20 protein-coding genes are annotated in these 21,491 nt (G+C 70.5%); 9 read left to right on the forward strand and 11 right to left on the reverse strand.

Annotated elements, in window-relative coordinates; genetic code table 11:
• Positions 1–301: 301 nt before the first annotated feature.
• Both ACFY6S_RS31375 and ACFY6S_RS31380 read left to right on the forward strand, forming a co-directional pair.
• On the forward strand, positions 302–943 hold the full coding sequence (locus ACFY6S_RS31375; RefSeq protein ID WP_388825064.1) for an IclR family transcriptional regulator: 642 nt from the start codon (positions 302–304) through the stop codon (positions 941–943).
• A gap of 196 nt (positions 944–1,139) precedes the next feature.
• The gene (locus ACFY6S_RS31380) at positions 1,140–1,928 is read left to right on the forward strand and encodes a S16 family serine protease (RefSeq protein ID WP_388825067.1); all 789 of its coding nucleotides are present in this window, start codon (positions 1,140–1,142) and stop codon (positions 1,926–1,928) included.
• A gap of 61 nt (positions 1,929–1,989) precedes the next feature.
• Here ACFY6S_RS31380 and ACFY6S_RS31385 read toward each other — a convergent pair whose 3' ends face one another.
• The 6 genes from ACFY6S_RS31385 to ACFY6S_RS31410 form a co-directional block, all read right to left on the reverse strand.
• Positions 1,990–3,189 carry a serine hydrolase domain-containing protein gene (locus ACFY6S_RS31385; RefSeq protein WP_388825070.1) on the reverse strand — a complete coding sequence of 400 codons (1,200 nt, stop codon included), beginning with the start codon at positions 3,187–3,189 and terminating at the stop codon, positions 1,990–1,992.
• A gap of 969 nt (positions 3,190–4,158) precedes the next feature.
• The gene (locus ACFY6S_RS31390; RefSeq protein WP_388825806.1) at positions 4,159–5,106 is read right to left on the reverse strand and encodes a glycine betaine ABC transporter substrate-binding protein; all 948 of its coding nucleotides are present in this window, start codon (positions 5,104–5,106) and stop codon (positions 4,159–4,161) included.
• 77 nt (positions 5,107–5,183) lie between these two features.
• The gene (locus ACFY6S_RS31395; protein WP_388825073.1) at positions 5,184–6,026 is read right to left on the reverse strand and encodes an ABC transporter permease; all 843 of its coding nucleotides are present in this window, start codon (positions 6,024–6,026) and stop codon (positions 5,184–5,186) included.
• The gene (locus ACFY6S_RS31400) at positions 6,023–7,312 is read right to left on the reverse strand and encodes a betaine/proline/choline family ABC transporter ATP-binding protein (protein ID WP_388825809.1); all 1,290 of its coding nucleotides are present in this window, start codon (positions 7,310–7,312) and stop codon (positions 6,023–6,025) included. Before ACFY6S_RS31400 ends, ACFY6S_RS31395 begins: the two co-directional genes overlap by 4 nt.
• 85 nt (positions 7,313–7,397) lie before the next feature.
• A complete protein-coding gene (locus tag ACFY6S_RS31405; RefSeq protein ID WP_388825077.1) occupies positions 7,398–8,045 on the reverse strand; it encodes an ABC transporter permease in 648 nt (215 codons plus the stop codon).
• Positions 8,046–8,140: 95 nt separating this feature from the next.
• The gene (locus tag ACFY6S_RS31410) at positions 8,141–8,623 is read right to left on the reverse strand and encodes an Lrp/AsnC family transcriptional regulator (protein WP_388825080.1); all 483 of its coding nucleotides are present in this window, start codon (positions 8,621–8,623) and stop codon (positions 8,141–8,143) included.
• A gap of 142 nt (positions 8,624–8,765) precedes the next feature.
• Between ACFY6S_RS31410 and hppD the strand changes: the two genes are divergently transcribed.
• Positions 8,766–9,938 (forward strand): 4-hydroxyphenylpyruvate dioxygenase, encoded by a 1,173-nt coding sequence (gene hppD / locus ACFY6S_RS31415; RefSeq protein ID WP_388825083.1) that lies wholly within the window; start codon positions 8,766–8,768, stop codon positions 9,936–9,938.
• A gap of 119 nt (positions 9,939–10,057) precedes the next feature.
• Here the strand turns inward: hppD and ACFY6S_RS31420 are convergent, their stop codons facing one another.
• The 3 genes from ACFY6S_RS31420 to ACFY6S_RS31430 all read right to left on the reverse strand — a co-directional run bounded on the left by ACFY6S_RS31420 (position 10,058) and on the right by ACFY6S_RS31430 (position 12,639).
• Positions 10,058–10,936 carry a hypothetical protein gene (locus ACFY6S_RS31420; RefSeq protein WP_388825086.1) on the reverse strand — a complete coding sequence of 293 codons (879 nt, stop codon included), beginning with the start codon at positions 10,934–10,936 and terminating at the stop codon, positions 10,058–10,060.
• 487 nt (positions 10,937–11,423) lie between these two features.
• Entirely contained in the window at positions 11,424–11,891 is a 468-nt protein-coding gene (locus ACFY6S_RS31425) for an NUDIX hydrolase (RefSeq protein ID WP_388825089.1), read from the reverse strand.
• Positions 11,878–12,639, reverse strand: a complete 762-nt coding sequence (locus ACFY6S_RS31430) for a DUF5919 domain-containing protein (RefSeq protein WP_388825092.1) — start codon at positions 12,637–12,639, stop codon at positions 11,878–11,880. The genes ACFY6S_RS31425 and ACFY6S_RS31430 overlap by 14 nt, the downstream gene beginning before the upstream one ends.
• 193 nt (positions 12,640–12,832) lie before the next feature.
• Between ACFY6S_RS31430 and tgmA the strand changes: the two genes are divergently transcribed.
• From tgmA to ACFY6S_RS31450, 4 genes are all read left to right on the forward strand, one after another.
• Positions 12,833–13,087, forward strand: a complete 255-nt coding sequence (gene tgmA / locus ACFY6S_RS31435; RefSeq protein ID WP_388825095.1) for a putative ATP-grasp-modified RiPP — start codon at positions 12,833–12,835, stop codon at positions 13,085–13,087.
• 4 nt (positions 13,088–13,091) lie between these two features.
• Positions 13,092–14,051: an ATP-grasp ribosomal peptide maturase gene (gene tgmB, locus ACFY6S_RS31440; protein ID WP_388825098.1), complete on the forward strand. Its 960-nt coding sequence runs from the start codon at positions 13,092–13,094 to the stop codon at positions 14,049–14,051.
• The gene (gene tgmC, locus ACFY6S_RS31445) at positions 14,051–15,214 is read left to right on the forward strand and encodes an ATP-grasp peptide maturase system methyltransferase (RefSeq protein ID WP_388825101.1); all 1,164 of its coding nucleotides are present in this window, start codon (positions 14,051–14,053) and stop codon (positions 15,212–15,214) included. Before tgmB ends, tgmC begins: the two co-directional genes overlap by 1 nt.
• A 68-nt stretch (positions 15,215–15,282) precedes the next feature.
• Complete coding sequence (locus ACFY6S_RS31450; RefSeq protein WP_388825104.1) at positions 15,283–15,603, forward strand: DUF6087 family protein; 321 nt, start codon at positions 15,283–15,285, stop codon at positions 15,601–15,603.
• A 209-nt stretch (positions 15,604–15,812) separates the two neighbouring features.
• On the opposite strand, the gene ACFY6S_RS31455 is transcribed toward ACFY6S_RS31450, so the two are convergent.
• Entirely contained in the window at positions 15,813–17,432 is a 1,620-nt protein-coding gene (locus ACFY6S_RS31455; protein ID WP_388825106.1) for a tetratricopeptide repeat protein, read from the reverse strand.
• A gap of 97 nt (positions 17,433–17,529) precedes the next feature.
• Here ACFY6S_RS31455 and ACFY6S_RS31460 point away from each other — a divergent pair, with 97 nt between their 5' ends.
• Positions 17,530–18,897: an FAD-binding oxidoreductase gene (locus tag ACFY6S_RS31460; protein WP_388825109.1), complete on the forward strand. Its 1,368-nt coding sequence runs from the start codon at positions 17,530–17,532 to the stop codon at positions 18,895–18,897.
• 76 nt (positions 18,898–18,973) lie between these two features.
• Here the strand turns inward: ACFY6S_RS31460 and ACFY6S_RS31465 are convergent, their stop codons facing one another.
• Positions 18,974–19,450, reverse strand: coding sequence for an SsgA family sporulation/cell division regulator (locus ACFY6S_RS31465; protein ID WP_388825112.1), 477 nt, complete (start codon positions 19,448–19,450; stop codon positions 18,974–18,976).
• Between the two features lie 427 nt (positions 19,451–19,877).
• Here ACFY6S_RS31465 and ACFY6S_RS31470 point away from each other — a divergent pair, with 427 nt between their 5' ends.
• On the forward strand, positions 19,878–21,452 hold the full coding sequence (locus ACFY6S_RS31470; protein WP_388825115.1) for an RDD family protein: 1,575 nt from the start codon (positions 19,878–19,880) through the stop codon (positions 21,450–21,452).
• The last annotated feature ends 39 nt before the right edge of the window (positions 21,453–21,491 follow it).

Below are 21,491 nucleotides of genomic sequence, written 5' to 3' on the forward strand. Positions count from 1 at the left end.
TTCTTCGGTACGGGCGCGGCCCGTCGGCGGCGCCGCTCCTCCACGGAAGATCAACTCCGTACGGTTACCGCCCCGTCGCCTCCTGTGCCCGGATTCTGGACGAGGTCTTCCGCTGAGCGGTGTCCATGGTTACTGTCCCCGCAATGTAAACGCCGCGTGGCAACTTCCCCGCGCTGCGCGTCCGGTGGCGCCCCGGCCCACCGGCGGCCTCTCCGCGCGTCACCGACGGGACCGGTGCCGCGGGCCGTGAGAGTGCCGTCGTCACTCACTGGTGAATTCTCACTCCGAAGGAGAGGGCGTCGTGACCGCGGAGACCTCCCAGACGCTCGACAGAGGGCTACGGGTCCTCAAGTTGCTCGCCGACACCGATCACGGCCTGACCGTGACCGAGCTGTCCAACAAACTCGGCGTCAACAGGACCGTCGTCTACCGGCTGCTCGCCACGCTCGAACAGCACGCCCTGGTCCGCCGCGACCTCGGCGGCCGGGCCAGGGTCGGCCTCGGCGTGCTGCGGCTGAGCCGGCAGGTGCACCCGCTGGTACGGGAGGCGGCCCTGCCCGCCCTGCGCTCGCTGGCCGAGGACATCGGGGCGACGGCGCACCTGACGCTCGTCGACGGGGCGGAGGCGCTGGCCGTGGCCGTCGTCGAGCCGACCTGGACCGACTACCACGTCGCCTACCGGACCGGCTTCCGCCACTCGCTGGACCGGGGCGCGGCGGGCCGCGCCATCCTCGCCGCGCGGCAGGAAGCACTCGGCGAACCGCGCTGCACCCTCACCCACGGCGAACTGGAGGCGGGCGCCAGCGGGGCGGCGGCGGCGCTGGTCGGGGTGACGGGGATCGAGGGCAGCGTGGGCGTGGTGATGCTCGCGGACGCGGTCCCGGAACGGGTCGGCCCGCGGGTGGTCGACGCGGCGAGGGAAGTGGCGGACGCGCTGCGCTGACGCGGGGCGCCTACGCGGGACGCCTACGCGGGGCGCTCACGCAGGGCGCCGACGCGCGGTGGAGCGGGGCGGGCCGACGTGGGCGGGCCGCGCGGCCACCGCACCGCGCGCCGGCCGCCACCCGGCGTCGGCGACCCCGGCCTTCGCCCCACCGGCCTCGGAGCGGGACGCGGTGCGCGGCAGATAGATTGACACCGTGTTCTCTCGCCTCTCGCGCCCCACCGCCCTCATCCTCTGCGCCGTCCCGATCGTCGCGCTGTTCGTCGTCGCCGGGGTGGCACCGCTGCCGTACGCCGTGGCGCAGCCGGGCATGACGGCGAACGTCCTCGGCGCGAACGACGGCCGGGAGGTCATCACCGTCAGCGGCGCGCCCACCCGGAAGACCGAGGGCCAGCTGCGGATGACGACGATCGAGGCGACCGGCCCCTCCACCGACATCGGCCTCGGCGATGTGGCCGAGGGCTGGTTCCGTACCGACCGCGCGGTGCTGCCGCGCGAGGCGGTCTACCCGTCGGGCAAGTCCGACAAGGAGATCGAGAAGCGCAACGTCCACGACATGGTCGCCTCCCAGGACTCCGCGACGAGCGCGGCCCTCGCCTATCTCGGCAAGGACGCGAAGTCGGTCGACGTGAGCCTCCACCTCGCCGACGTCGGCGGCCCCAGCGCCGGGCTCCTGTTCGCGCTCGGCATCGTCGACAAGCTCGACGGCGACGGCGCGGGCGGCGACCTCACCGGCGGGCGCACCATCGCCGGTACGGGCACGATCTCCGACGCCGGCGAGGTCGGCGCGGTGGGCGGCGTCTCCCTCAAGACCCAGGCGGCGGGGCGCGACGGGGCGACCGTGTTCCTCGTCCCGAAGGCGGAGTGCGCGGACGCGCGGAGCGAGCTGCCGAAGGGGATGCGGCTGATCCCCGTCACCACCCTGAAGGGCGCGGTGTCGGCGCTCAAGGCGCTGGAGAAGGACGAGAAGGTCCCGGCCTGCTGAACGGCCGGACCCGCTCCCCGCACCGCCCGTGACCCCGCGGGGTGGCCTCCGGGCCCGTGCTCTACTCCTGGCGAAACGCCGGGAAACCGAAACGCAGGGCTACGGGCTGCCCGTTGGCGTGCGCGTCGGTGCCGGTCACCGAGTAGACGACCGTCCGGCTGAGATCGCGCGTGGCGACGACGGCGGTGTTGTATCCGGGGCGCGCGCCCGACTTGCCCCAGACCTCGCGCCCGTGAACCTCGAACCGCTCCAGCCCGGCGGACTTGGTGGCCTCGGTGAGGCCCTCGGGGAGCGTGAACATTTCCCGCAGCTGCGGGCGCGGAACGACTGCGCCGCGGAACAGCGCGGTCAGCAGCCGTTCCAGATCGTCCACGGTCGAGATCATGTCCCCGGCGGCCCACCGGTCGCACACGTTCCAGTCCGTCACGTCCACCCGCTCGCCGGCGAGCAGTTGATACCCCCGGTTGTGCGGGCCGTGGATCCGCGGATCGGTGCCAGGGAACGAGGTGTGCCGCATCCCGGCGGGCCGCAGGACGTACCGGGCCGCCCCTTCCTCGTACGGCCGCCCGGTCACCTTCTCGACCAGCATCGCGAGGACCGTGTAGTTGATGTTCAGGTAGTGCTGCCGCTCCCCGGGCCCGAACTCGGGCCCCTTCGCCACCCCCGAGGCCACCACGGTCTCGGGGGCGAGCGTGTCGAAGCGGTGCGCGTACTGCTGCTCCCACGCCTCGCCGAAACCGTCCCCCGCCTGTATCCCGCTGGTGTGGTTGAGTAACTGCCGCACGGCGACGGGTTCGAACTCCGGCGGCAGCAGACCCGGCAGATAGCGCTGCACCGGCCGGTCGAGGCCGAGCGCGCCGTCGGCGGCGAGCCGCAGGACCAGGGCGGCCGTCACGACCTTCGTCACCGATCCGGCCCGGAACAGCCCGTCCGCGATGGCCGGACTCTGCCGACGCACCTCCCGCACCCCGGCGCTCCCCTCCCACCGCCCGTCGCTCCCACCGGCCCGCACGACCGCGCTCGTCGCCTCATCGTCCGGCAACCCGACGAGCGCGGCCCGCAACGCCTCGGCCTGCGGATGCACGGCTCGTCGTCCCCCGTCACGCGGACGCTCCGACCGGGTGACCCCGAAGGCGCGGGCGGGCCCGGCGGCCACTTCCAGGGCGACGGCGGCCGATGCGGCGGCGAGCAGGGTTCGGCGGTTCAACGGACGTGAGTTCACGGTGGGAATCCTCCGGTGAAGGGGTCGGTACGCCCTCATCCTGGCGGCCTTGAGGCCCCCGGCGGATCCTCAGCGAGGACGGCACCGACCCTGACGGAGCTCCGGGACAACCCGGATTTCCCACGGGTGATCCGATCCGCCGACCCTCTTCGCGTACGACCCATCCGACGCACTACGGTGCGCGCGTGAGGACCACCGCCACATCGACACGGCGATCGGCGCACAGGTCCGCCCGACCAGCACCACCTGGTGGCACGGGTCGTGAGATCCCCTGATCGACATGTGCGCCACGAAGTCGCTCCACGCGGCGGGGCCGAAGCCGAGGCGGAGGAGGCCGATGTCCACACATCAGCCCAGAGCTGTCCCCAGCGGATGCCTTGAGGCTCATGTCTCTCCCCGTACTCGCCCGGTGGAGGCGGCCGATTCCCCGAAGAGTGAGAGCCTGCGCCCGGACAGTCCCATCACGCAGGTCCGGCGTCTGCACCCCTTTGGGATCGACGATCACCCTGCTGAGGAACTGGGCTTCCGTCAGCCCTACCGACTGCCGTCTTTGAGCCTGAGCACCCTGAACGGTCCTCCGAGACCGGAGTTCTCGTCATGGTCGAGGGGCAGAACGTCAGTGGACAACGGTCGACGGGGGCCGAACACAGCCCGCGCGTCTGCCTCGGTCTGCGACAGGCCGTCGATGACGGAGTTCCTGTACGAACCCAGCTCGACTGCCTCGGCCCGGCTCGTCCGCCCCTTCGGCCGCGCCGCTGTCCGTCCCGCCGCCGTCCACGCCCACTGCGTACACCTCCGAAACGTGACCTCGCCACGTAATCCCCCCACCCTCGCGAAAGGTCACGCCGTACAGCTGGACAGATCACGGACAGACCCTGGAAGATCACGGACAGATCCTGGGCAGATCCCGGACAGATTCCGAGCGGAGACGCGCCGGTGCCGCGGACGTGGCACCGACGCGTCTCCCTCGCCCCGCCCGTGTGGCCGGGGGAGCCGGGCTCCGCTGCGTCAGCCCTCCTTGATGAAGCCCTCCTTGATCAGCCAGTCCTTCGCCACCGCGTGCGGATCCTGGCCCTCCACGTCCACCAGCCCGTTCAGCTCCTGCGCCACCGACGTGTTCAGCCGCTCCGACAGCGGATCGAGCAGCTTCGCGATGGCCGGGTACTTCTTGAACGTCGCCGAGTGCACCACCGGCGCCGCGTCGTAGATCGGGAAGAAGTGCTTGTCGTCCGTGAGGGTATCGAGGTGGAGCGACTTGATGCGGCCGTCCGTCGTGAAGACCTCGCCCAGCAGGCAGGAGCCCTTGGAGACCTGGGTGTAGACGATGCCGGCGTCCATCTTCTTGATGTTCCCGGCGGGCAGCTTCATGCCGTACGCCTTCTGCATGCCCGGCAGACCGTCGTCGCGGGAGGCGAACTCGTTCTCCACGCAGATCGTCACCGCCGACGGGTCCTTCTTCGCCAGCGCCGCCACATCGGACAACGTCTTGAGCTTGTACTTCTTGTTGTTGGCCTGGTTGATGCCGAGGGAGTACGTGTTGTTGAGCGTGGACTGCGGCAGCCAGGTCACCCCGTGCCGGCGGTCGGCGTCGCGGACGGCCTCCCACTGCTTCTGGCCGTTCACGATCGGTTTCGAGTGACCCAGATAGGTGATCCAGGCGGTGCCCGTGTACTCGTACATCGCGTCGGCGTCGCCCTTGACGATCGACTCGCGGGCGCTGATCGAGCCGGGAAGGTTCGTACGGTCCAGGACCTCCGCGCCCGCCGCCTTGAAGATCAGGCCGATCATCTCGCCCAGGATGATGTTCTCGCTGAAGTTCTTCGAGGTGACCGTCAGCGACGCGCCCTTGAGGGGCTGGCCGGCGCCGCGCGGGCCGGGCTTCACGTCGTCGACCATCGGGGAGCCGCTCTTGAGGCCGCAGCCCGCGAGCCCCGTCCCCGCCAGCAGCAGCGCCATCGCGGCGGGCAGCGCCCGCCGGACGAGCCGCCCGCGCCCCGGGGCGGGGAGCCGCGCTGTGAACCGGGTGTGCCGCATCAGTTCTCCTCCAGTCCGCGCGGTGTGAGCACGACTTCCACCAGCGAGGCCAGCCAGTCCACGATCAGCGCCAGACACACCGTCAGTACGGAGCCGACGACCAGCACCGGCATGCGCTGCGTCTGGATGCCCGAGGTGATCAGGTCACCCAGCCCGCCGCCGCCGCCGAAGGTCGCGAGTGTCGCCGTACCGACGTTCAGAACGAGCGCCGTCCGTACGCCCGCCAGGATCAGCGGTACGGCCAGGGGAAGTTCCACCCTGGTCAGCGTTCCGCGCGCCGACATGCCGATGCCCTTGGACGCCTCGACCAGATCCGGGTCGATGGCGCGCAGACCGGCCACCGTGTTGGAGAGGACCGGGAGCACGGCGTAGATGACCATGCCGGTGATCGCCGTCGACTGCCCGATGCCCAGCCAGATCACCAGCAGCGCCAGCAGACCGATCGCGGGCGCCGCCTGCCCCACGTTGGCGATCGCCGTGACCAGCGGAGCCGCCTTGCGCAGTCCGCGCCTGGTCAGCGCGATCCCCAGCGGCAGCGCGATGATCAGCACCCAGAAGGTGGAGATCGCGGTGAGCTGGATGTGCTGGCGCAGCCGCAGCGGCACATTGCCGCCGCCCAGGGAGTTCCTGGCGATCGAGTCGAGCTGCACATTGCTGATGTACAGCCAGGTCAGCAGCAGGATGACCAGGACCACCGCGGGCACCGTCACCAGCTTCCGCCAGGTGATGCGGTGCTTCGGCGCCGCGGGCGGCTGGGTGGGTTCCTTCTCCTCTTCCCAGAGCGGTGGGGTCTTCGCGTCCGGCTCGTCGGACCGGTGCTCCTCCTGCGCGGGGGAACTCATACGTCGGCACCGTCCTCCAGCTGCTGACCGCGCTGACCCTGCTGACCGGTGAGGGCTTCGGCCTGCTCGTGCTCGTGCTCGAAGGCGGCCAGACGGTCGGCCTCCAGCATCTCGTGCACGGAGTTCATCAGGGTCTCCATGTCCACCACCCCGATGTACTCGCCGCGCCGGCCGGTGACCGCCACCCGCCCGCCGCTGTCGGTCAGGACCGCCTCCAGCGCGTCGCGCAGGGTCGCGTCCCTGGTCACCGTGTCGTGCACCAGCTGGCCCGCGCGGGCCAGCGACCCCTTGGCGCGCATCAGGTCACCGCGCCTGAGCCACTTGTACGGACGGCTCCTGCGGTCCAGCATCAGCAGCTCGTTGTGCGGGCCCGAGCGCAGCTTGTTGAAGATCGACTGGAGCGGGTCGTCCACGGTCACGGTGGGGAAATCGGCGATCTCCACCTCCCGCACCCGGGTCAGGTTGAGCCGCTTCAGCGCGGCGCCCGCCCCGACGAAACCGGAGACGAAGTCGTCCGCCGGGTTGGTGAGGATCGCCTCCGGGGTGTCGAACTGCGCGATGTGCGACTGCTCGCGCAGCACCGCGATCCGGTCCCCGAGCTTGATCGCCTCGTCGAAGTCGTGGGTGACGAAGACGATGGTCTTGTGCAGCTCGTGCTGGAGCCGGATCAGTTCGTCCTGGAGGTGGTCGCGGGTGATCGGGTCGACCGCCCCGAACGGCTCGTCCATCAGGAGTACGGGCGGATCGGCCGCCAGCGCCCGCGCCACGCCCACCCGCTGCTGCTGGCCGCCCGAGAGCTGGCGCGGATAGCGGCCGTGGAATTCGCGCGGATCGAGCCCGACCAGGTCGAGCATCTCCTCCACCCGGTCCTTGACCCGGGATTTCGACCAGCCGACCATCTTGGGGACGAGCGCGATGTTCTCGGCGACGGTCATGTGCGGGAAGAGTCCGGAGGACTGGATCGCGTAGCCGACCTTGCGGCGCAGCTTCACCGGGTCGATGTTGGTGACGTCCTCGTCGCCGATCCTGATCCGGCCGCTGGACGGCTCGATCAGCCGGTTGATCATCTTCAGGGTGGTCGACTTGCCGCAGCCGGACGGGCCGACCAGGACCACCGTCTCGCCGGGCCTGATCTCCATGTGGACGTTGTCCACGGCGGGCTGCCGGTTGCCCGGATAGCGCTTGGTGAGCCCCTCCAGCACGATCCCGGCGCCCGAACCGGTGCCCGGAACCGTCCCCGGTCCGGCTCCCGGAGCCGTCCCCCCGTCCGACGCGGAGCCGGCCACCGGCCCGGCCCCCGCCTCCGGGACGTCTCCGGGGGCGGCGCCGTCCGCCGGGTGGCTTCCGGCGCCGATCTCGGCGTCGTTGTTCTCAGACACGGATCCCCCTCGGGATGGTCAGTCGGCCGAGCAGGATGTACGCGGCGTCGAAGAGCAGGGCGAGGATGACGATGCCGATCGTCCCCGCGAGGACCTGGTTGAGCGCGTTGGCACTGCCCAGCGAGGCGATCCCGCGGAAGATCTCATTGCCGAGCCCCGGCCCGGAGGCGTACGCGGCGATGGCGGCGATCCCCATCAGCATCTGGGTGGAGACCCGGATGCCGGTGAGGATCGGCGGCCAGGCGAGCGGCAGCTCGACCCGGAGCATCCGGGCCGTACGGGACATCCCGATGCCCTTGGCCGCGTCGACCAGGGCCGGATCGACGCCGCGCAGTCCGACGATGCAGTTGCGGACGATCGGCAGCAGCCCGTACAGCGTCAGGGTGATCACGGTGGGGGCCACCCCGAGACCGACCAGCGGAATCAGCAGACCGATCGCGGCCAGCGAGGGGATCGTCAGCAGCGAGGCCGTGGAGAGGATGGCCAGATTCCCGCCCCAGGGGCTGCGATAGGTGACGATCCCGATCAGGATGCCCAGCACGGTGGCGATGACCATGCACTGGAATACGGCGCTGACGTGCTGGAACGCGTCTGTGAGCAGTTGTTGGTGCCGACTGCTGAGATAGTCCCAGAAGTTCACTCAAGCCCCTCTCGTTTCACCTTCTGGCTGGAACCTGCCCCGCTTCTCCTTCTCGAACCAGTTACTCTTCGCCCTTCGTCACGCCCTGCCTTTCGTCATGCTCCGCCGTCCGTGTCCGCCGCCGCCTGTTCCACGAGGGGGATGATCCGCAGCGGCACCGGGTTCTCCATGACGATCGCCGTGGCGGCCCGGACAATGCCATCAAACCCGACAACCCGGTCGATCACTCGTTGGAGATCGGCGTTCGAGCGCGCCACGAGCCGGCACAGCATGTCGCCCTGGCCGGTGGTGGTGTGCAGTTCGAGCACTTCGGGCACGGTCGCCAAGTGGGCCCGTACCGCCGAGCCCTTTCCCTGTTTGATCTCCAGCGTGGCGAAGGCCGTGACGGGGTAGCCCAGGGCCGCCGGATCGACGGTCGGGCCGAACCCCTTGATCACTCCATTCGATTGAAGCCGGTCGAGCCGCGCCTGTACGGTCCCGCGCGCCACTCCCAGCCGGCGCGACGCCTCCAGCACCCCGATCCTGGGCTCCCGCGCGAGGAGTGCGATCAGCCGGCCGTCGAGTCCGTCGATGCTCATGACCCGTCTCCTTGTCACTCAGTGGCACTAAACATGGTCATCCTGTGCGAACAGTCTGGTGTTTCCCGCTTTTCGCTGTACAGGTTGCCCAGTGAAAACGCGAACTATTGCGCACCTTGTGGAACGGCGGCACGCTGACCCCATGGCTGACACCTCGATGAGCGCTGACATCTCGGCGAACGACGCCGCCACCCCCGACACCGCCCGCACGGCCGACCCCTTCCCGGTCAAGGGAATGGACGCGGTCGTCTTCGCCGTCGGCAACGCCAAGCAGGCCGCCCACTACTACTCCACGGCCTTCGGCATGAAGCTGGTCGCCTACGCGGGACCGGAGAACGGCAGCCGCGAGACGGCGAGTTACGTACTCACCAACGGCTCGGCCCGCTTCGTGTTCACCTCCGTCATCAAGCCGGCCGGCGAGTGGGGCCGCTTCCTCGCCGAGCATGTCGCCGCGCACGGCGACGGCGTGGTGGACCTCGCCATCGAGGTCCCGGACGCCCGCGCCGCCTACGCCTACGCCGTCGAGCACGGCGCCCGGGGCATCGAGGAGCCGCACGAGATCAAGGACGCGCACGGCACCGTCGTGCTGGCGGCCATCGCCACGTACGGCAAGACCCGGCACACCCTGGTCGAGCGCTCCGGCTACGACGGCCCCTACCTGCCGGGCTTCGACGCCGCGGAACCGATCGTCGAGCCCCCCGCCAAGCGCACCTTCCAGGCCGTCGACCACTGCGTGGGCAATGTCGAGCTGGGCCGGATGAACGAGTGGGTGGGCTTCTACAACAAGGTCATGGGCTTCACCAACATGAAGGAGTTCGTGGGCGACGACATCGCCACCGAGTACTCCGCGCTCATGTCGAAGGTCGTCGCGGACGGCACCCTCAAGGTGAAGTTCCCGATCAACGAGCCCGCGATCGCCAAGAAGAAGTCGCAGATCGACGAGTACCTGGAGTTCTACGGCGGCGCCGGCGTCCAGCACATCGCGCTCGCCACGAACGACATCGTCGCCTCCGTACGGGCGATGCGCGCCGCCGGCGTCCGCTTCCTGGACACCCCCGACTCGTACTACGACACCCTCGGCGAGTGGGCGGGCGAGACCCGGGTGCCCGTCGACATCCTGCGCGAGCTGAAGATCCTGGTCGACCGGGACGAGGACGGCTACCTGCTCCAGATATTCACCAAGCCCGTCCAGGACCGGCCGACCGTCTTCTTCGAGATGATCGAACGGCACGGCTCCATGGGCTTCGGCAAGGGCAACTTCAAGGCGCTCTTCGAGGCGATCGAGCGCGAGCAGGAGAAGCGCGGCAACCTCTGACGGGCCGAGGGGGGGCATCCTGCCCCTTCTCGCCGTACGCGGGTGGAGCGGGGCCCGGCCTTTCCCGACAGTGTCCTCCTCGGCCGGGCCCCGCTCACCTGTGCCGGGCCGTAGCGCGCCTACCCGCGGGCGGCGGCGCTCCGTGCCTCGGCGGCGAGGGTCCGGACCCGGTCCGGCGACAGCGCGGCGGGATGGCGTACGGGCGCGGGCACGCCCCGGCAGGCGCCGCACTCCCCGTCGCTCAGCGCTTCCGGCCGTCCCGGTGTCCGGCAGGTGTCACACTCCACCATGACCGCCATCACCCGGCCCGAGGCCACTGGCATGTCCGGCGGCTCGGGCGGCAGCTTGGCGGTGAGCCGGGATCGTACGAGCCCGGCCGCGTGGTGTACGGGCGCGGGCAGCCCGTCCGTGAGGGCGCGCAGCAGATCCTCCTCACCGGCCCCGCGTACGAGCCACTCGGCGGCCAGTGGTTCCAGCGCCGCGCAGTCGGCGGCGGACAGCGACAGTGCGGGACATCGCCGCCCGACGGAGGCGAGTACGAGATACGCCCGTGACCGCCGTGCCCGCGTGCCGGGCGCCGCGACCGGGGCCGGGGCGGGAGCCGGGGCCGAAACCGGCGCCTGGTCCGGTGCCGCGACGCTCGCCGCCCCTGTACCCGACTCGCCCGCATCGACAGGCGCACCCCAGGCGTCGTCACTCCGGGCGGCGCGCGAGAACCACGTACGGGTGACCCACCGCCCGCCCCCCGCTCCCACCAGAAACTCCCGCCGCCGGAGGAGATGTCCGGCCCGCTCAAGGAAGTTCAGAGCCGTCCGTAAGGCGCACTGCCCGTACTCCATCACCTTGGCCAGCGCTTTCACCGACATATCGGCCCCGTCGGGCAGCCGGTCGATGAACCCGGCGATGGCCGCCTCACGTCCGGGCAGGAGCGCGAAGTCGTCTGCGGAGGAGGCCGGTTGACCGGCAACCGAACGTTTGCCGTATCCGGGACTGGCCATGGGATAGGAAGCGGTGTGCACGCGCGGCGGCGCAACACTAAACTGCGGAGCAGCCACAAAGATCAACGCCTTGATCGAGCTGGTGAGGTCTCCGTCAGGTGCTCCTACACACCGGGCGGAGGCCGTTTTCCGTTCAGGGGGCACGCTAGACGGATCTCACCCTGCGTGGCAACCCGATCGCGAAAAGTCAACCTCCGGGGTAGGGAGGGTGGGGGGAAACAAGAACCCACCACTCCTCACAAGCAGGGCTCGACCCCCGAAGCTCAAGCCCCGGGCCGCCCCACCACCCTCATCCCCCCCAGCTCAGCACCGCACGAACCCCCACCCAGAAGCCCGAAGCTCAAGCCCCAGGTTTGTCGCGGAGAGGCTGCGCGGCACCATGGAGGCCGGCTCCGCCCGCGTGGACGGCCCCCGATGACTGCCCGTGTTGAGTGGGCGTCGGGGGGCTTCCCTTTTTCTGTGACATCCCAGTGCGATTCGCAACCAGCTACCGCGCCGCCGGCATGTGACCAAGTCTCCAGTCATCCAGGCGTTTACGGATGCTGGAGACCATGGGGAGGGAATCTATGTCTTCGGACTTGAACCAACGAACGTCCGTGGATTCCTCCGAAGCGGCTAGTTTCCCAGACGCGGGACGCCCCAGGAAGCAGACGGAGAATTCTTGCCTCACTTCACCATCGTCATAGGAGAATACGTGATGGGGGTTGGTGTACGTGCCTACTATGCCGATGATCTCAATATTGATTCCGGTTTCTTCGTGCGTCTCTCTGACTGCACAGTCCGGCAAGGACTCTCCGATGTGCATGGCTCCTCCGGGGAGTGCCCACATGCCGTTATCGACTCGCCGTTGGAGTAGCACGCGCCCGGCATCGTCGACGACAACGACTGATGCGGCCGGGACCAGACTGTTGGCAGTCGGAGCATTCGGATCGTTCTCGTAGTCACGCCTCCCCATGATGAGCATCCCCCCATGCCGCAGTGGACCGGTTCCATAATTCCTCAACGTGAGAGGCGAAGCGATCGAATATGCCATCATCCTGATGGCGACGCAGATGCAGCGTGGGGGCGTCATGCCCCACGTTGTGAGTCAGCAGAGGCGTGACGATCATGTCGTCATCGAAGCGGAAGACAGGCAAGTAGGCGTTACCTCTGCTATATCTCGCATCAATGCCTTGCTGCCCCTTGATCTTCTCCAGCTCGGCAAGTGTTACCCGGATGCGGGTGGACAGGGTGAGCTTCACGCCTTCATCTTTCTCGCGCAATCGCGTAAGTTCGCTTTCAGGGTCACCTAACAGGAAACGCACTCGGCACCCTTGGGCCGCCTTGCGCTTGAGTGAAGCGCCGAATTGGGCTTGTTCGAGCCATAGGAAGTAATTCGTGTATCCCGCGAAGGTCATTTCTTCCTCGGCGCTAGCGATCAGTGAGCGCCATAGCGACGCCGGGCAGCCGGACCGATACGGGTAGACGGAAACAATCTCACGGTCCGGACCGACCTTTATCGCCTTTGTGGCGGCTGCGGGCCAGAGTTCTGCCTCCTCCTCGCCGAGCACTTCACAGACAGCCCACCTATGCCGGGCCCTGGGAATCCTTCCCGTCTCAGTGATCCATCGTCCAACGGTCTTGATGTCGACGCCGCACCTCTCGGCCAACTGTCGATCACTAATCCGAGCATGAAGCATGGCGCGGCGAAGCGCTTCGTTCACGGCCACCTCCTGGGACGTTAGGCACGTTTCGCACGGTAGCTCTGCTTCGTTCCTGACGTTCGTCGAACGGCGTAGAAACGCACCACCGGGGGCGGAAGTCTCGGTGGGCGGCCCGCTCGCCGCGTAGCCGGTCGGCCCCAGGGGCTACTTCGTTCGTTCCACTCCAACATCCACTCCGTTTCGAGGAGATCAAGTGACGACTGCTGTCGAACAGCCCACCGTGCCGTGGGGCGCCAGCCGCCTCGCGCCGTACCCGACCACCATCCAGCGCCCGCATGCCATGGTCTCCGTCGACCCGACCACTCAGCTCGGTGTCTTCAAGGACCGCGCGGGCCTGGTGGTCGAGATGGGCGCGCACGGCACCAGCAAGGGCACCGAGACCTCGACGACCACGAACTCGGACTCGAAGAACGACCAGGGGCACGACCAGGACTCCGAGCAGGACTGACGACATGACCGAGGAGAGGCCGGTCCTGGTGGCCACCGAGGCGGATGATCTGACCGCCGACATGGTGATCACCGAACTCAACCGGCGAAACGTGCCCGTGGTCCGGTTCAACCCTGCGGACATCGGCGCCGGTCTGACGGTCTCGGCTCGGTTCAGCACCCGCCCGGCCTCTATGGCCGGGCGGGTGCGCACCCGTTCGAGAACCGCCGACCTGACCCGCGTCCGAGCCGTGTACTGGCGCCGTCCCGAGTGGCCGGCCTTCTCGCACCTCGGACCGGATGACGCGCGGTTCGCGGCTGCGCAGGTGCGCTTCGGGCTTGGCGGTCTCCTCTACGCGATGGACTGTCCGTTGTGGGTGAACCATCCTCAGCGGATCGCCGCCGCCGACTACAAGCCCGCGCAGCTCGCCCTCGCCCAGCGGCTCGGGCTCGGGGTCCCCGCGACGCTGGTCACCAACGACCCTGACGAAGCGCGCGGGTTCATCACCAGCGTCCAGGGTGACGTGCTCTTCAAGACGCTGCGCTGGACTCCGTACTCACGAGACGGAGTGCAGGTCACCGGCTGGGCCGACCCCGTGTCCCCCGAGGAGATCGACGAGACCGTGCGCGTCACCCCGCACCTGTTCCAGGCTCGCGTGGACAAAGTCGCCGACATCCGCGTCCTGGTCGTCGGCCGACACACGTTCGCCGTACGGATCGAGTCCGATCTGCTGGACTGGCGCAAGGACTACAGCGCGCTCACCTACAGCGTCGAGCACCTCCCCGACCGGGTGAACAAGGCGCTGCACCACTACCTGGAATTCCTTGGTCTCGTATCGGGGAGTTTCGATCTCGCGGTGGATCGAGAGGGCAGCTATTGGTGGCTGGAGTTGAACCCGAACGGCCAATGGGGGTGGCTGGAGACGGAGACCGGCCTCCCGATGTCCGCCGCATTCGCCGACCTGCTCTCACAAGGAGAAACCTGATGACCGACTCCGGCCCCGAGCGCCGCCGCCTCGCCGAACTGCTGGTCCGGAACGGCGTCCTCACCTCGCCCTGGCTGCGTGCGGCCGTCGAAGCCGTACCGCGCGAGCTGTTCCTCCATCCCGGGGTGTTCCTCGACGAGGGGAGCGCCTGGAGGCCCGTCACGGCGATCGGCACCGACGCCGCCGAGTGGCTCGGGATCGCGTACAGCTATGACACTCTCACGACCCAGCTCGACGGACACCTGACCGCCGACCAGGCGGGCGAGCCGGTTGCCGGGGTGCCCACGTCCTCTTCAACCGTGCCGGCCACCGTGATCGGCATGATCGAGAGCCTCGGCCTGGAGTCCGGCCACCGGGTGCTGGAGATCGGCACCGGCACCGGATACTCCTCCGCCCTCATGTGTCACTACCTCGGCGCGGACAACGTGGCCACGGTCGAGGTTGACCCGGAGGTAGCCGAGCGCGCGGATGCGGCGCTGGAAGCGCTCGGATTCTCGGCGTGGACTGCCACCGGCGACGGCCTCCTGGGGCACCCGCGGCGCGCTCCGTACGACCGGGTGATCGCCACCTGTGCCGTCCGGCGCATCCCGCACACCTGGGTCCGCCAGACCAAGCCCGGCGGCGTCATCCTGAGCACCGTGGGCTCCTGGCCGTACGGGACCGGTCTGGCGAAAGTCACCGTGGACGACGAGGGCAACGCGGAGGGGCGGATCGTCGGTCGTTCCTCGTTCATGCAGGCGCGCTGCCAGGCTGTCATGCCGGTAGCCGGTGACCTGTCGGCCCGCACCGCCTACACGGACAGTGAGAGGGGGACGAAGGCTTCACCGACCCTCCTGGACGACTGGATGCCGGCCTTTCTCGCCCAGCTCGCCGCGCCCGGAACACATCTCGTCCGTGCCGCCCGGAGCGACGGAACGCCCCTGCTCTACCTTTTCGACCCCGACCGGGAGTCCTTCGCCGAGTTCATCGCCCATGACGGCAGGTGGACGGTTCGGCAGGGTGGCCCTGTGCCTCTGTGGGACCGGATCGAGGAGGCGCTCGTCGCCTGGGAGGCCGCAGGGAACCCCGAGATTGACTCCGTTCACCTCCGCATCACTCAGGCGTCCCACCACTATTGGATCGAAGGGGCGCCTGACCTGAACTGGGAGCACCGCCTCGACTGAGCCGAGGGGGGCCTTCGTCGAGGCGCTACCCTCGCGGATGAGCAGCCTTCGAGTCATAGGGAAACGGAATGGACGACGAACCGCTGTCCGAGTGGGCGGACCGTCGTGACGCCAAGATCGGACGGCTCCGCGCCGTCCCGCTGGTCCCCGGCGACGGCCCGCAGGCCGGGCACGTGAACCCCGAGGCACCTCGCCTGATCCAGCGTTGGAACGGGCACGCGTGGGAGGCGCACGGCTTCGCAGCCAACCTCGCGGAGGCGAAGCGCATCCAGTACCCCGACTCGAAGATCGAGACTCCGGCGCAGGAGCCGGGCCCGGCCCCCAGGCCCCTCGGCCCAGGCACCGGCCGACACCGAAAGCCTCAAGCATCCGGACCCGAGCGGCGCTGACTCTCAGGCGCTCCCCCTGCTCGCTCGTTTCCCCGGAGACAGGCGGAAGCCCTCTTTCACCATCCTCCGCATCTGCCGGCACGCGGGGCCGAAGGCGGGCCGGCCCCGGCCAAGGCCGACCGCAGGACCAGGCGGCGCACACAGGAAAGCGGGGCCCGGTCTCCTAGACCAGGCCCCGCTCCCGGCAGTACGCCGCTGCCGCCGTCCTCTCAGGAAGGCGACGGCCTCACCACCGGCTCCGAAGGCACGGCCGGGGTGGCTGGGGACGCCGGTGCCGAGGGGGAGGCCGGGGCGGTCGTCGCCGCCGGGGACTTGCGCGTCAGCGTGGGCGGCTCGGGGCCCGTACCGTCCACGTCCGCCGGTCCGCCGTCCGCCGGTTCGCCCAGCGCCTCCAGCGCGTCCAGCGCCGTCGGCACCAGCAGCGGCGAGAAGTGCGGATTGACGCGCAGCGCCTCCCCGATGTGGCGGCGGGCCGGTCCTTGCATCCCCAGCGCCCGTTCGATCTCGCCCCGGTGGTACGAGAAGAGCGCGCTGCGCGGTCCCTGGTTCGTCGCCCGCTTCGCGTACTTCAGGGCCTCCTTCGCCTGGCCCGCCCGGAACAGCGCCCAGCCCAGCGCGTCCGCCGCCTCCATGCTCCGGTGCAGCTGACCCCACTCCGACTTCATCCGCAGGACGGCGGCCTGCGGATCGCCGTGGTCGGCCTCGAACCTGGCGAGGACCAGCTCCTCGTTCACCCCGTTGCCCTGCGAGGCCACGGTCCGCTCGCGCAGCGCCTCGTACTGGGTCCTGGCATCGCCGTCCAGCCCCATCGAGTCGTACAACTCGCCCAGTTCCAAGGCGTATTCGGGACGCGGCAGTTTCCGCAGCGCGGCCTGGTAGCCACGGGACGCCTCGTCGGTCCTGCCCAGCGAGGCCAGCGTCCGCGCCCGGCCCGCCAGCGAAGCGGCGTGGTCGCGCGTCACCGCGAGCGCCGCGTCGAAATGGCCCAGCGCCTCGGTCGGCTCGCCGCGCTCCCAGGCCAGCTCGCCCAGCGTGTGGAGCGCCCGCGCCTTCTCGGCGGGCGTCGTGGCGCTCGCCACGGCCTCGGTCGCCTTGGCCGCCGCGTCCTCGCGCCAGCCCTTGTCGCGGTAGACCTCGGCGGCGCGGGTGAGGACCGGCGAGTCGGTCCGCAGATCCTTGAGCTTGCTCAGCGCGCGCCCGGCCGCCGCGTACTCCCCGAGCCCGCTGTACGCGGTGATCAGGACCGGGTACGCCGCCCACTGCCCGGGGTGCTGTGCGCGTACGGTCTCGCCCCACCGCTTGGCGGCGGCGTAGTCGTGCCGGGCGTTGGCGAGCGCGCCGAGCCCGAGCAGCGCCGCCGGATCGCGGGCGGCGCCGGTCTTGCCGTCGTCGTCCCGCCCCTTGCCCGTACCGCCGCCGCCTCCGCCCCCGCCGCTCTCCCCGTCCCCGCTACTCCTGCCGGCGGCCGGCTCGGTCACGGCGAGCGAGCGCCGCAGCGCCCGTTCCGCCTTCGGGTAGTACGCCGGGTCCGCGAGTCCCACCCCGTGCTGCACATAGGCGGAACCGAGCACCGCCCACGCCGCGCCGTCGTCGGGGTGCGCGCGCACCCAGGTCTCCCGGTCGCGGATGAGCGCCGCCAGATCGCGGGGCGCCGCGGGCGCCCCCGCGCCCACCGCCGCCATCGCCCGCGCCTCCGGGCCGGGAGCGGCGGCTTCCCGGTCCGGGTCGGGTACGAACACCAGCACACCAGCGACCAGTACGGCCCCGACCCCGGCCGCCAGAGCCGCCCTCCTGATCTGCCTGGTCTGCTCCGCCTTCATGACGTTCATACGGATTACTGTGCGTCAATATGACTGGATGGTCCGGGCTTGCCGGGTGGATCGCAGACGGGTTCACACCGATGGCCCCGGATGCGACGCTGGGACCATGGATGATCTCCTCGCACAGCTGCGGGCCGGGCTTCCCGCCGACGCCCTGATCACCGACCCCGACATCACGCCGTCCTACGCCCACGACATGGCGAGCTTCTGCGCGGCGGGAGCGCCCGCGGTCGTCGTCCTGCCCCGTTCGGTCGAACAGGTCCAGCACGTCATGCGCACGGCGACCGCGCTGCGCGTACCGGTCGTCCCGCAGGGCGCCCGTACCGGGCTGTCCGGAGCGGCGAACGCCACGGACGGGTGCATCGTCCTCTCCCTGACCCGCATGGACCGCATCCTGGAGATCAGCCCGGTCGACCGGATCGCGGTCGTCGAGCCGGGCGTCGTCAACGCGGCCCTCTCCCGCGCGGTCGGCGAACAGGGGCTCTACTACCCGCCCGATCCCTCCAGCTGGGAGATGTGCACCATCGGCGGGAACATCGGCACGGCCTCGGGCGGGCTGTGCTGCGTCAAGTACGGGGTCACCGCCGAATACGTCCTCGGGCTGGACGTCGTCCTCGCCGACGGACGGCTGATGACCACCGGCCGCCGTACCGCCAAAGGCGTCGCCGGATACGACCTGACCCGCCTCTTCGTCGGCTCCGAGGGCAGCCTCGGCATCGTCGTCAAGGCCGTGCTGGCGCTGCGCCCCCGGCCGCCCCGGCAGCTGGTGCTCGCCGCCGAGTTCCCCTCGGCCGCCGCCGCGTGCGACGCCGTCTGCCGGATCATGGAGCGCGGCCACACGCCGTCCCTGCTCGAACTCATGGACGGCACGACGATCCGGGCCGTCAACGCGATGGCGCACATGGGCCTCCCCGAGACCACCGAGGCGCTGCTGCTCGCCGCCTTCGACACCCCCGACCCCGCGGCCGATCTGGCGGCGGTCGGCGCGCTGTGCGCGGCGGCGGGCGCCACCGAAGTGGTGCCCGCCGAGGACGCCGCCGAGTCGGAGCTGCTGCTCCAGGCACGGCGGCTGTCGCTGACCGCGCTGGAGACCGTCAGATCGGCCACGATGATCGACGACGTGTGCGTACCGCGCTCACGGCTGGCCGCGATGCTCGACGGCACGGCGGCCATCGCGCGGAAGTACGGCCTGACCATCGGCGTCTGCGCCCACGCGGGCGACGGCAACACCCACCCCGTCGTCTGCTTCGACCAGGCCGACCCCGACGAGTCGCGGCGGGCCCGCGAGTCGTTCGACGAGATCATGGCGCTCGGCCTGGAGCTGGGCGGCACGATCACGGGCGAACACGGCGTCGGCGTCCTGAAGAAGGAGTGGCTCGCCCGGGAACTGGGCCCGGTGGGGCTGGAGATGCAGCGCGGGATCAAGCGGACCTTCGACCCGCTGGGCCTGCTCAACCCCGGCAAGCTGTTCTGAGCCGAGGACGCCGCGGCGCGGTGGGTACGTGACGGCCCCCGCGGCCGTCCGTCCGCCTCGCCGGACCGTCCCCCGACTACGCATCGTCGTCCACCGACTCGTCCGAGGGCCACGGGTCCCGCAGCCACAGCTCGTCCGCCGGCAGCGGGGACAGCAGCGCGCTCAGCCCCTCGTCCATCCCGAGCCGCCCGGCCTCGGTGCCGGGCTCCACGATCCGCAGCGTGCGCTCCACCCAGGCCGACACCGGCGCCGAGGGGGCCTCCAGCAGAGCGTCGCCCTCGGGCGAGGAGAGCGCGAAACACAGCACGGACCGGCCGGCGACCCTCGTCGGCCAGATCCGTACATCCCCGTGGCCGCACGGCCTGAACACCCCCTCCACCAGCAGCTCGCGGGCGAAGGTCCAGTGCACGGGGGTGTCCGAGCCGATGTGGAAGGTGACATGGACGGCGTACGGATCGTCCGTGCGGTACGTCAGCCGGGCCGGTACGGGGATGCTGCGTTCGGGTGACAGCACCAGATTCAGCTCCAGTTCGCGTTCCACCACGGTGTGCATGGGCGGTACTTCCTCTCCTGACGGGGGCCCCGCACCGGGGCCGTACCGGATGAGAGGCGTCAACCCCGCGGCTATGACGCGACTCGCGGCGACTTTCGCGAATTGTTTTTCGCGGGCCCGCCCGCCCGGCGGCGATCACGCGCACCTGTGCGAGGCGCGGGCGCGGTGCGAGGGCCTCCTGTGGGCACGGCTGTTCGTCGTTTCGTACGCCGTGGCGAACGGATGCCACCCTGCGGCCTTACGCTGCGCATCGACGCCCTCCGGCCGGACGTCCACATGCGATTCTTTCTGTCGGTCTCCTTCTTGAGGGCCCCGCGTTCTTCGTTAATGTCTTCCTTGGACAAGCGGAGGCACGCGCCCGGTGGGGTACGGCAGCGGACAGCCCGGACAAGGTCAACCATGGTGCGAACGAACGGAGTTGGGGTCAGTGGCTACTCCTCCTGGTGACGGCGGGAACGTACCCCGGGAAGGGTTCTACCCGGATCCGTCGATCCCCGGATACGTCCGGTACTGGAACGGCGCCGCCTGGGTGCCCGGTACGAGCCGGCCCGCGCCGCCGGACGAGGAGGGGCCGCGCACCGTGCGCCCGGCCGCACGGGTGCGGCCGGGCGTCGACGAGACCGGCCCGGTCTTCCTGGACGAGCAGTCGGCCGAACCGCCCCGGCAGGAACCGTCCTCCGCCTGGCAGGCCGACGTCTCGCGGCAGGCCGGCTACGGCGGCGACGGCGACACCCGGGTGGCCTGGGGAGCGCCGGGCCAGGACCCCCGGATTCCCCGCACCGCGCCGACCGCGGGGGCCGTCGACCCGAGGATCGAGGCGGCGGCCCCGGCCACCGGCCCCGGCGACGCGACCGGCGACCCGACCGGCGGCGCGCTGCCCGGCATGCGCGCCCCGGACCCCGGCCCGGCGGCGGGCGCCGACGACGGCCCGGACCGCACCGCCGACGGACCGCCGGCCGCCGTCGTCGCAGCGTCGGGCGCAGCCACGGGAACGGGTACGGGTACGCGGACGGGTACGGGTACGGGTACGGACGGCGACGCCGGTACGCCGGCCCGGCCGCTGGTGCCGCCCGCGGGCGCGCAACCCCCGGTGGACAGCACCGTCGCCCTCCGCGCGCTGCGGGCGGCCCGGCGCGCGAAGGCCGAGGGCGACGCCGCGGCCGGCCGCAACGGCCAGAGCGAGGGCACGATGTCCATCCGCGCCCTGAGCCAGGGCGCCACCGAAGCGAGCAAGGCCGCCAAGGCGCTCCCCAAGGCCCCACCGCAGAGCCAGTCGCCCCGGCTGCCGCAGGGGCAGCCGTCGCTGCCCTCCCGCGACCGGCCGCAGCCCGCCCCCGTACCGGAGGTCCGGGGGCCCGCCGTACCGGACGGCCCCATCTCCACCGGCAACGGCGGCGGCGCCGCCTCGTGGGCGCAGCAGGCGCACCCGCTCGGCGGGTCCGGCGGCGCGGACGGGTCCGTCGCGCCCTGGAAGCCCCCGGTCGATGACCCCTTCCTGCGGGCGGCCCGCGCGCAGGCGGCCTCCCGGCCGGCCGGTCTCGGCAAGCGGCTCGTGGCCCGGCTGATCGACAGCCTCGTGCTCGGGGTGGTGGTCGGCGCGCTCGCCGTGCCGCTCGTCTCCCGAGCCCTCGCCCACATCGACGACAAGATCGAGGCCGCCCGCAGGACCGGGCAGACCGTCACCGTCTGGCTGCTCGACGGCACGACCGCCGGGTATCTCGGCGCGGTACTGGTCGCCCTGCTGATCGTCGGCGTGCTGTACGAGGCGCTGCCGACCGCCAAGTGGGGGCGCACGCTCGGCAAGAAGCTCTGCGGGCTCGACGTGCGGGACATCGAGTCGCACGAGGCGCCGGGCTTCGGGGCCGCGCTGCGCCGCTGGCTGGTCTACGGGGTGCTGGGGCTGGTGGTGCTCGGCGTGGTCAATGTGCTGTGGTGTCTGTTCGACCGGCCCTGGCGCCAGTGCTGGCACGACAAGGCGGCCCGTACCTTCGTGGCGGGCTGACGGGCTGACGGGCTGACGGGTTCATGAGCTGACGCGTTC

It is taken from the genome of Streptomyces sp. NPDC012835, from assembly GCF_042900885.1.
GTDB lineage: Bacteria > Actinomycetota > Actinomycetes > Streptomycetales > Streptomycetaceae > Streptomyces.

What these genes read in the sequence shown, in the direction of transcription:
- ACFY6S_RS31465 (WP_388825112.1), bottom strand. Translation starts at nt 19,450, where the DNA reads ATGCACACCGTGGTGGAACGCGAACTGGAGCTGAATCTGGTGCTGTCA.
- ACFY6S_RS31425 (WP_388825089.1), bottom strand. Translation starts at nt 11,891, where the DNA reads ATGGGGAGGCGTGACTACGAGAACGATCCGAATGCTCCGACTGCCAAC.
- hppD (WP_388825083.1), top strand. Translation starts at nt 8,766, where the DNA reads ATGGCTGACACCTCGATGAGCGCTGACATCTCGGCGAACGACGCCGCC.
- tgmC (WP_388825101.1), top strand. Translation starts at nt 14,051, where the DNA reads ATGACCGACTCCGGCCCCGAGCGCCGCCGCCTCGCCGAACTGCTGGTC.
- ACFY6S_RS31390 (WP_388825806.1), bottom strand. Translation starts at nt 5,106, where the DNA reads ATGGCGCTGCTGCTGGCGGGGACGGGGCTCGCGGGCTGCGGCCTCAAG.
- ACFY6S_RS31455 (WP_388825106.1), bottom strand. Translation starts at nt 17,432, where the DNA reads ATGAACGTCATGAAGGCGGAGCAGACCAGGCAGATCAGGAGGGCGGCT.
- ACFY6S_RS31420 (WP_388825086.1), bottom strand. Translation starts at nt 10,936, where the DNA reads ATGGCCAGTCCCGGATACGGCAAACGTTCGGTTGCCGGTCAACCGGCC.
- ACFY6S_RS31410 (WP_388825080.1), bottom strand. Translation starts at nt 8,623, where the DNA reads ATGAGCATCGACGGACTCGACGGCCGGCTGATCGCACTCCTCGCGCGG.
- tgmB (WP_388825098.1), top strand. Translation starts at nt 13,092, where the DNA reads ATGACCGAGGAGAGGCCGGTCCTGGTGGCCACCGAGGCGGATGATCTG.
- ACFY6S_RS31460 (WP_388825109.1), top strand. Translation starts at nt 17,530, where the DNA reads ATGGATGATCTCCTCGCACAGCTGCGGGCCGGGCTTCCCGCCGACGCC.
- ACFY6S_RS31395 (WP_388825073.1), bottom strand. Translation starts at nt 6,026, where the DNA reads ATGAGTTCCCCCGCGCAGGAGGAGCACCGGTCCGACGAGCCGGACGCG.
- ACFY6S_RS31385 (WP_388825070.1), bottom strand. Translation starts at nt 3,189, where the DNA reads ATGAGGGCGTACCGACCCCTTCACCGGAGGATTCCCACCGTGAACTCA.
- ACFY6S_RS31450 (WP_388825104.1), top strand. Translation starts at nt 15,283, where the DNA reads ATGGACGACGAACCGCTGTCCGAGTGGGCGGACCGTCGTGACGCCAAG.